Origin of the sequence: Reichenbachiella sp., assembly GCF_039969095.1 — a bacterium.
GTDB lineage: Bacteria > Bacteroidota > Bacteroidia > Cytophagales > Cyclobacteriaceae > Reichenbachiella.
Genome location: NZ_JBDVOL010000003.1, coordinates 214341 through 223345 on the forward strand (window position 1 = coordinate 214341; position 9005 = coordinate 223345).

5 protein-coding genes are annotated in these 9005 nt (G+C 39.2%); all 5 read left to right on the top strand.

Annotated elements, in window-relative coordinates; translation table 11 throughout:
- Window positions 1–109: 109 nt before the first annotated feature.
- The 5 genes from ABJH98_RS01045 (at window position 110) to dnaE (ending at window position 8852) form a co-directional block, all read left to right on the top strand.
- On the top strand, window positions 110–1123 hold the full coding sequence (locus ABJH98_RS01045) for a histidine kinase (protein WP_348305763.1): 1014 nt from the start codon (window positions 110–112) through the stop codon (window positions 1121–1123).
- Between the two features lie 6 nt (window positions 1124–1129).
- Window positions 1130–1822, top strand: coding sequence for a LytTR family DNA-binding domain-containing protein (locus ABJH98_RS01050; protein WP_348305764.1), 693 nt, complete (start codon window positions 1130–1132; stop codon window positions 1820–1822).
- A 121-nt stretch (window positions 1823–1943) separates the two neighbouring features.
- Window positions 1944–4421 (top strand): ABC transporter permease, encoded by a 2478-nt coding sequence (locus ABJH98_RS01055; RefSeq protein WP_348305765.1) that lies wholly within the window; start codon window positions 1944–1946, stop codon window positions 4419–4421.
- Window positions 4422–4575: 154 nt separating this feature from the next.
- Window positions 4576–5793: a DNA polymerase IV gene (gene dinB / locus ABJH98_RS01060; protein WP_348305766.1), complete on the top strand. Its 1218-nt coding sequence runs from the start codon at window positions 4576–4578 to the stop codon at window positions 5791–5793.
- Between the two features lie 59 nt (window positions 5794–5852).
- The gene (dnaE, locus tag ABJH98_RS01065) at window positions 5853–8852 is read left to right on the top strand and encodes a DNA polymerase III subunit alpha (protein WP_348305767.1); all 3000 of its coding nucleotides are present in this window, start codon (window positions 5853–5855) and stop codon (window positions 8850–8852) included.
- The last annotated feature ends 153 nt before the right edge of the window (window positions 8853–9005 follow it).

Here is a 9005-nt window from a genome sequence, read left to right on the forward strand (position 1 = left end):
CAACGACAATAAGATCAAAAATTCAATCAAAAATGTTGATCAACCGCACATTTATGTCGTTGACCATAAATCATTATCAAATACCTTTTCTAAACCATATATTTGAAGAATGATGTCCCGAAAAAAGCCATTTATAAGTATTCGAGAAGCTATATTTCAATTGGTTTTGAACGCTGTAGTGTTTGTGTTTTATGGCTACAGTCGAAACAACCCTCAATTCGAGGAATATGAATACGTGTTCTTTCTCAATTATGCGCTAGGTGCCCTAATCATCAATTACTGGCTACTTCCTTCTTTCATTTACACGAAAAAGTACCTGCAGTTTATCATATATTTTTTATTCATTGTAGTAGCTCTGGTGTTTATGGAAGAAATTGTACTTGAAAAATTATATTTTCCTGATACCCGCGGACAACGATTCATTGCTCTGGGCAACTTGCTAAATATGCTTCCTATAATTGCAATACTATCGGGATTTAAATTTGCATGGGATGCATTAGGCAAACAAAAAGAAGTAGAAGAACTCAAGGACACAGTAAAAGAAAGTGAATTGCAATTTTTAAAATCACAGATCAACCCTCACTTTCTATTCAACAACCTAAACAACCTCTATGCTCATGCGATAGAAAACTCACCACAAACTCCTACAATCATATTGGAGCTATCCGCAGTGATGAGGTATATGCTCTACGACTGTCAAGCAAAATTCGTATCACTTTCTAAAGAAGTGGAACACCTGAGTAATTTCATTAATCTAAATAACCTACAAATAGAAGGCAGGGGAATAGTAAAATTCAATAATCCAAAACTCACGAGAGACCCTCGAATTGCACCATTGATTTTGATAGTATTTATAGAAAATGCTTTTAAACATAGTTCATCCAGTCAAACAGAGGACATAGAAATTTCTATCAATCTTGAAGTCACAGAAGAAGGCGAAATGCAATTCACCTGCATCAACTCTTACATGGAACAAACCAATACGCAGGATATCAATAGCGGAATTGGGCTAGAAAATGTAAAGAAAAGACTACAGCTGCTTTACCCAGATTCTCATACACTGAAAATATCAAAATCTGAGAATGAGTATCAAGTACAATTAAGAATGGACTTGGAAAAATAAAAAACCATGAACTGTATTATCATAGAAGATCAGCTTCCCGCTCAGCGTATACTCAAAAGGTATATTGAAGATATTGGTACGTTGAATCTAATTGCTAGCTATTCTGATGCACTACAGGCCATAGATACTATAAATACTCAACCTATTGACGTCATATTTTTGGATATCCATTTGCCTAAAATATCTGGTATTGACTTTTTGAAAACACTACCGAACGCTCCACATGTCATACTGACTACTGCATTTTCTGAATATGCCTTAGAAAGCTATGAACTCAATGTGGCTGATTACTTATTAAAACCGTTTTCGTTTGAACGATTCGTGAAGGCTGTATCCAAGGTAGCTTCACTGAGACAAGTAGCAACAGCACCAAATACGGAAGAACAAAACCAAGAAATATTCATCAAATCAGGATATGAACATATCCGTATTAACCTGTCAGATATCTATTATATAAAGTCTGATGCAGATTATACCGAAATCCATCTGTCTGCTAAAAAGCACCTATCCTCAGAAACACTGAAGAACTGGGAAGAAAAGCTGGAAAAAGAAAAGTTTATCCGAGTACATAAGTCTTATCTCGTCAATACTTCCAAAATTGAAAAATTGGTGGGGAATCAAATATTTCTACAAGAAAATAAAATCATTCCCATAGGTAGAGCCTACAAAGAAATACTTGCACAAAAGTACTTACAGTAGTTCTGGTTCATTTTTGAGTAAATCAGAATCAATTCGATTTGATCTAAACCTTAAAAATCACCAACATCTGAAACTTTTCAACTGGTGACGGCATCTCCATACTAACCAAAAGCTCAAACCAATGCTCAAAAACTACTTCAACGTGGCTCTTCGCAGCCTACTCAAAAACAAACTCTATTCCTTCATCAACATATTTGGTTTAGCTATTGGCCTAGCTGCCTTCTTGATGATCAATCATTATGTAGCTTTTGAAAAGAGCTATGAAAATCACATTACAGATAAGGAAAATATCTATCGAGTTCAGCTCGATGTTTATCAAAACGGCGAGCTTATATATAAAAGCTCAGAAAATTATCCTGGCGCAGGCCCAGCACTTCTAGAAGATTTTCCAGAGGTCATCAGCTCGGCCAAGCTCTATAACATGGGCTCCAAAAACAACGTGGTCATTACTTCAGAAAATGGCGAAGCCAATCCCCAGGTACTAAAACACAAAAGATTTCTATATGCAGAAGCGGCTTTCTTACCGATGTTCTCCGTACCAATGAAACAGGGCGATGCAGCCACAGCACTGGAAGAACCACACTCGATCGTCATTTCAGAATCGATGGCTAAAAAGTACTTCGGCAATGAAAGCCCAATGGGAAAATTACTTCGGTTGGAAGACGATGACTTCAATAATGAGCTATGTACAGTAACTGGTGTATTTGAAGATGTTCCAGAAAATACCCATCTCAAATTTGATGTACTCATTTCGTTCAACACCTTATTTACAAGAGATACCAGTGGAAATGGCTGGGCTAAAAGAAGGTATGGAAATGGATGGAATAGAAAGGATTTTTACACGTATGTACAACTAAAACCCAATGCAAATCCGAAAAAACTCGAATCCCAATTCTCAACTTTAGTTGACAAGTACAAGCCTGAAAATCAGGAGAAAAACATGAAAGATGTATTGTCATTACAACCACTCAAAGACATTCATCTATACTCAAGCTTGACAGACGAAGCAGAAGTAAATGGAAATGGAGATGGTGTATTTTACATCTCCATTATTGCCTTTTTTATTTTAATTATCGCTTGGGTGAATTACATCAACCTTAGTACTGCTCGCTCATTTGATAGAGGTCGAGAAGTAGGGCTTCGTAAAGTGATGGGCTCACATAGGTCGTCCCTGATTGCTCAGTTTTTAGTCGAATCATTGGTCATCAACAGCCTAGCCATGATGGTAGCATTTACTTTCATTTTCATTACTGGCAATCTTTTTCATAACCTTAGTGGCACACCGCTGGGTTATGTCATCTGGACACAATCCTGGTTTTGGACGATGGTTGTTGGTGTAATTTTGATTGGATCACTTTTGTCAGGTATTTATCCTGCCTTCGTCTTGTCATCCTTCAAGCCCGTGCAAGTCTTGCATGGAAAATTACGAACTTCTTCAGGTGGTATTGCACTAAGAAAGGCATTGGTGATTTTTCAATTTGCTATGTCAGTCGCGCTAATTGTAGGAACTGTCACCGTATTCGATCAAATGGAATATATGCAATCCAGAGATCTTGGTTTTGACATGAGGCAAACTATCGTAGTGGAGCGCCCACCCAAACAGGATACTTCTCGCGAAGTGAGATCAAACAGAGTAAAGTCCTTCAAAGCGGGACTTAAACAAAGATCGGAAATTATATCAGTAGCTGGCTCCACCTTATTGCCAGGCAAAAAATTACGTTTCAAAACTCCCATACGCACCAATCTTCAAAGCCAAGACGAAGCTGTACCCTTAAGCATTGCGGGCATTGATTTCGATTTTGCAGAGTCGATGAATATGGAAATCATTGCGGGTAGAGCATTTTCTGAAGAGCTACGAGATGACCTGGACAGCCTAGTAATCCTTACAGAAAATGCCTCTCGAGCTTTGGGTTTCGAAAAACCAGAAGATGCCATCGGCAAAAGAATAGAGATAGAAAGATTCAGATGGAGCCCTTCAGTCGTGGGAGTAATGTCCGACTACCACCAGGAAAGTCTAAAAGAAGAGAAACCCAAGACTTTGATCTATCTAAGCGGCACTGGCTCCGAATATTTCATGATCAAAGTCAATATGGATCAATCCGCTCAGGCCATTTCTTCTATAGAAGAACAATGGTACAAAAGTTTTCCCGGCAATCCATTCCATTATTTTTTCTTAGATGAGTATTTCAATAGTTACTACGAATCAGAGCGCCAGTTCAAAGACTTGTTTGCCAGCTTCTCCATTCTTGCCATAATTGTAGGGTGCCTTGGTTTGTTCGGTCTATCCTCGTTTACCGCTATTCAGCGTGCTCGTGAAATTGCCATTAGAAAGGTACTTGGAAGCTCGATTCTTAGCATCATCCAATTGCTCTCCAAAGAGTTTTTGATACTGGTAGGAACTGCCACACTCATCATTTGGCCTGTCAGTTATTATCTCATGGATCAGTGGCTCGATAACTACCCTTATCGTATCGACATCGGATGGACTTCGTTTTTTTACTCTGGTGTAGTCGTATTAATGGTCACTGCTATCACCATCAGCTATCAGACACTCAAATCAGCTACAGCCAATCCTGTAGATGCATTGAATCATGAGTAAAATTCCGAAAAGCCATTAAATTAATCTCTTGTAAAAAAGGAGCTACTATCAACAAGCAGCTCCTTTTTTAATGTCTTATCTAAAATATCAAATTACTAATTATATTAGTTATTACTATTTTATTTAGTATTTTTGTTAAAAACTTCAAAAGGATATGAGCTACCAAAAGTCCATTGTACATATGGATCTGGACACCTTCTTTGTCTCTTGTGAGCGGTTGATCGAACCCAAGCTCATAGGCAAACCCGTGCTCATAGGTGGCACCTCAGACCGTGGTGTGGTGGCTTCATGCAGCTATGAAGCTCGTGCTTTTGGCGTCCATTCGGCCATGCCTATGAAGATGGCTCGGCAACTATGCCCTGAGGCCATTATTATCAAAGGCAATTCTGGCCTCTACACCAAAAAATCACAGGAGGTTACAGAAATTATCCGCGAGAATGTACCATTATTTGAGAAATCTTCGATTGACGAATTTTATATAGACCTCACAGGTATGGATCATTTTTTTGGCTGCATGCAATGGGCAACTGAGATCAAAAAAAAGATTGTGCAAAACACAGGACTACCTATTTCTTTCGGGCTTTCTCAAAATAAAACAGTCTCCAAAGTAGCTACTAATGAAGTCAAACCTGACAATCAATTGCAAATTATGCCTGGCCAGGAAAAAGCCTTTCTTGCTCCACTGCTAGTAAAAAAGATTCCTATGGTAGGAGAGAAAACCTATCAAGCACTTCGTCAATTGGGTATTAAATATATACACACGCTCCAAGGAATGCCTGTAGAATTAATGGAAAGAGCCTTTGGTCTTCACGGTATTAAAATGTGGAAAAAAGCCCAAGGTATTGACAATTCACTCGTCATTCCACATCAAGAAAGAAAATCTATTTCTACAGAACGTACTTTCGACCGAGACACCACAGACGTGACCAAACTCAAAGCCATTATGTTAGCCATGGCCGAAAACTTAGCCTTTCAATTAAGGAGAGGCAAAAAGCTAACGGCCTGCATTACCGTAAAAATTCGCTACTCTGATTTCAATACTTATACCCTTCAAAATAAGGTTTCACATACAGCGGCTGATCATATACTGATTCCCAAGATCATGGAGATGTTTGATCGACTGTACAACAAACGTCTTTTAGTACGACTCATTGGTGTACGCTACAGTCATCTGGCAGAAGGCCATTATCAGATCAATCTTTTTGAAGACACGGAAGAAACCATTCGCTTGTATCAGGCGATGGACAAGATTAGAGACAAGCATGGCGATCGCAAAGTGATGCGAGCTTCAGGCATTGAAGCACGAACCATTAGTAGGTTCAATCCCTTCACTGGCGAACCACCTCCATTACTCGCTAACAGAAGAAATTAAAAGAGTTGAATGTCATACTGAGGCACTCGAAGTATAGGCATTCGATAAATATTAACAACATGTATCTCAACACACACTCCTACTTCAGTTTTAAGTATGGCGTCATGTCCACCAGCACACTCCTTGAGGAAGCACAAAAAAGAGATGTTGATACTTTTGCGCTTACAGACATTAATAGCACGGCGGGTTGCATGCGTTTTATCAGAGATGCACCCAAGCATAGTATTCGCCCCATCGTAGGGATAGATTTCAGAAATGGCACCAAACAGCAATTTGTAGCTATTGCTAAAAACAATGAAGGTTTTCAGGAAATCAATATCTTTTTATCCAAACACCTTCATGAGAAACTAGAAATTCCAGACCGAGCACCTCAGTTTGAAAATGTCTACATCATTTATCCATTCACTGCATCATTGAGCCTTCCTCTACAGGAAAATGAATATATAGGCATTGACCCGAGCGAGGTATTAAAAGTGGCTTTCTCCAAATGGAAAAATCACCAGCATAAATTACTCGCTCTTCCCACCGTATCCTTTCGTCACAAACAAGATTTCAATATTCATAGACTCCTTCGGGCTATCGACAACAACACCCTTCTGAGCAAATTACCCAAGAGTGAGGAGGGTAGTCCGACAGATTTAATGCTTTCTAGAAATGAAATAGTATCAATCTACAAAGACCTTTCACTACTGATTAATAACACGGAGCACATTATTAATACTTGCGAAATTCATTTCGAATTTGGCGATCAATTTCCTCACAAAAACATCAATACCTATACTGGGTCGACTGAAAAGGACTACCAGCTCATTCGGTCAAAATGCCTTGGAGGGATTCCTTATCGATACAAAAAACCTAGATTTAAGATTTACAGAAGGCTAGCTCTAGAATTAAACATTATCCAACAGAAGGGATTTGTCTCTTACTTTCTGGTCAATTGGGACATTATCAATTACGCACTTAGTCAAAAGTACTTCTATGTGGGCAGAGGCAGTGGTGCCAATAGTATTGTGGCTTATTTGCTCAGAATTACTGATGTAGACCCTATCGAATTAGACTTATACTTCGAACGATTCATCAATCTCTATCGTAAAAACCCTCCTGATTTTGACATTGATTTTTCATGGAGAGACCGTGAAGATATTACAAGATATATTTTCGACACATTTGGTCGCGATCATACCTGCTTACTAGCTACTTATAGCACCTTCAAGTTTAAAGCTGCAGTTCGCGAACTGGGAAAAGTCTGTGGACTACCGCCGCATGAGATCAGTGCATTGAGCACTATCAGGGAAGAAGATATCAAAGGAGCTTTGAAAAAAGAAGACGGGCTTGCTCGCCTAGTCCTGCAATACGCCTTTCGGCTAAATGGAATCCCCAGTCATTTGAGTGTACATGCCAGTGGTATCATTATTTCTGAAAGACCTATTTATCACTACACAGCCACAAGTCTACCTCCAAAAGGATTTCCCATCACTCATTTTGATATGGTAGAAGCTGAAGATGCTGGTCTATTTAAGTTCGACATTCTAAGTCAACGTGGGTTAGGTAAAATCAAAGATTCATTAGCTATCATCAAAGAAAATAATCCCGATCACGCTGATATAGACATTCACGATATCAAACGTTTTTTTGAAGATGAGAAAGTAAAAGACCTATTGCGAAACGGAAGGGCTATAGGTTGTTTTTATGTAGAGTCTCCTGCCATGCGTATGCTCCTCAAAAAACTTCGTGCAGACCATTATTTAGGTCTTGTTGCTGCTAGCTCGGTGATCCGCCCAGGTGTGGCCAAGTCAGGTATGATGCGTGAATATATTCTTCGTTTTAGAATTCCAGAAAGGAGAAAAGACGCGCATCACATACTAGCGAATTTAATGCCCGAGACCTACGGTGTAATGGTGTATCAGGAAGATGTCATTAAAGTAGCGCATTACTTTGCGGGGCTCACCTTAGGTGAAGCCGACCGGTTGCGCCGAGGCATGTCCGGAAAATATCGCTCTCGAGCTGAGTTCAAAGAAGTGGAAATTCAATTTTTCAAACGCTGTAAGGAAATGGGACATGACGATAAACTCACCCATGATGTCTGGTTTCAGATCATGAGTTTTGCAGGCTATGCTTTCGCTAAAGGTCATTCAGCATCCTATGCCATCGAAAGTTATCAATGCCTATATCTAAAAGCACATTACCCTTTAGAATATCTGGTAAGCGTCATCAACAATGGGGGAGGCTTCTACCGAATAGATCTTTACATCCATGAAGCGCGAATGCACGGAGCGACCATAGAAGCACCCTGTATCAATACTTCTCAAAAACAAACTATAATCAAAGGAACAATCATCTATTTAGGCTTTGATATTATCAATGAATTAGATCGTCAGACCATAGACAAGCTACTGGATAAAAGAAACTTCGTTGGCTCCTTCCATAATCTAGAACACTTGATCCATGTGGTCGATATATCCTTAGATCAACTTAAAATTTTGATTCGAATAGGAGTTTTTAGAAGCATTAATCCCAATAAAAAAAAACTACTATGGCAAGCTCACCTTCTACTATCAAAGACTAATAGACACAGTCAACCCTCTCTATTTGAAACCAGACAGAAGAAATATGAGCTTCCGCCCTTATATCATGATCCAAGAGAAGATGGCTTTGATGAAATGGAAATTCTGGGCTTCCCATTACAAAACCCTTTTAAATTAGTTCGAAATTTGCCCATTGATAATATCACTTTAGCCCAAAGTATTTTCAGCAAAAAAGGCAAACAGGTGACAATGCTTGGCTATATGACAGCTATTAAAAACACCTCTACCACTAATGGTTCCAGCATGTACTTTGGGACGTTTATTGATCAGGCGGGCGATTTTATTGATACCGTTCACTTTCCTCCAAGTGTACGCAAGTATCCCATAAGAGGCAGGGGAGTTTATAAAATTGTCGGTAAAGTGGTAGAAGAGTTTGATTTCTATTCTATCGAAGTCTCCATGATGGAAAAAGTTCATTTCATCAACATGGAAGATTTTGAGTTACAAAGTGAAAAAGAAAAAGTGCTTACCTAAGTAAGCGTCTTCAAAAAAAGGGTTACTGATTTCTCAATAACCCTTTTGACCTGCCTTCGCTAAAGCTCCAGCAGATAAATAAAAACTGGCGGCGACCGGGACGCGGAGTCCTACTCGTAGAGTAGGTCGTCGCTGACTTATAAAAGAATGTAT

Bases quoted from the DNA above. Each gene is read 5' to 3' on its own strand.
- ABJH98_RS01045 (WP_348305763.1), top strand. From the start codon at position 110: ATGATGTCCCGAAAAAAGCCATTTATAAGTATTCGAGAAGCTATATTT.
- ABJH98_RS01050 (WP_348305764.1), top strand. From the start codon at position 1,130: ATGAACTGTATTATCATAGAAGATCAGCTTCCCGCTCAGCGTATACTC.
- ABJH98_RS01055 (WP_348305765.1), top strand. From the start codon at position 1,944: ATGCTCAAAAACTACTTCAACGTGGCTCTTCGCAGCCTACTCAAAAAC.
- dinB (WP_348305766.1), top strand. From the start codon at position 4,576: ATGAGCTACCAAAAGTCCATTGTACATATGGATCTGGACACCTTCTTT.
- dnaE (WP_348305767.1), top strand. From the start codon at position 5,853: ATGTATCTCAACACACACTCCTACTTCAGTTTTAAGTATGGCGTCATG.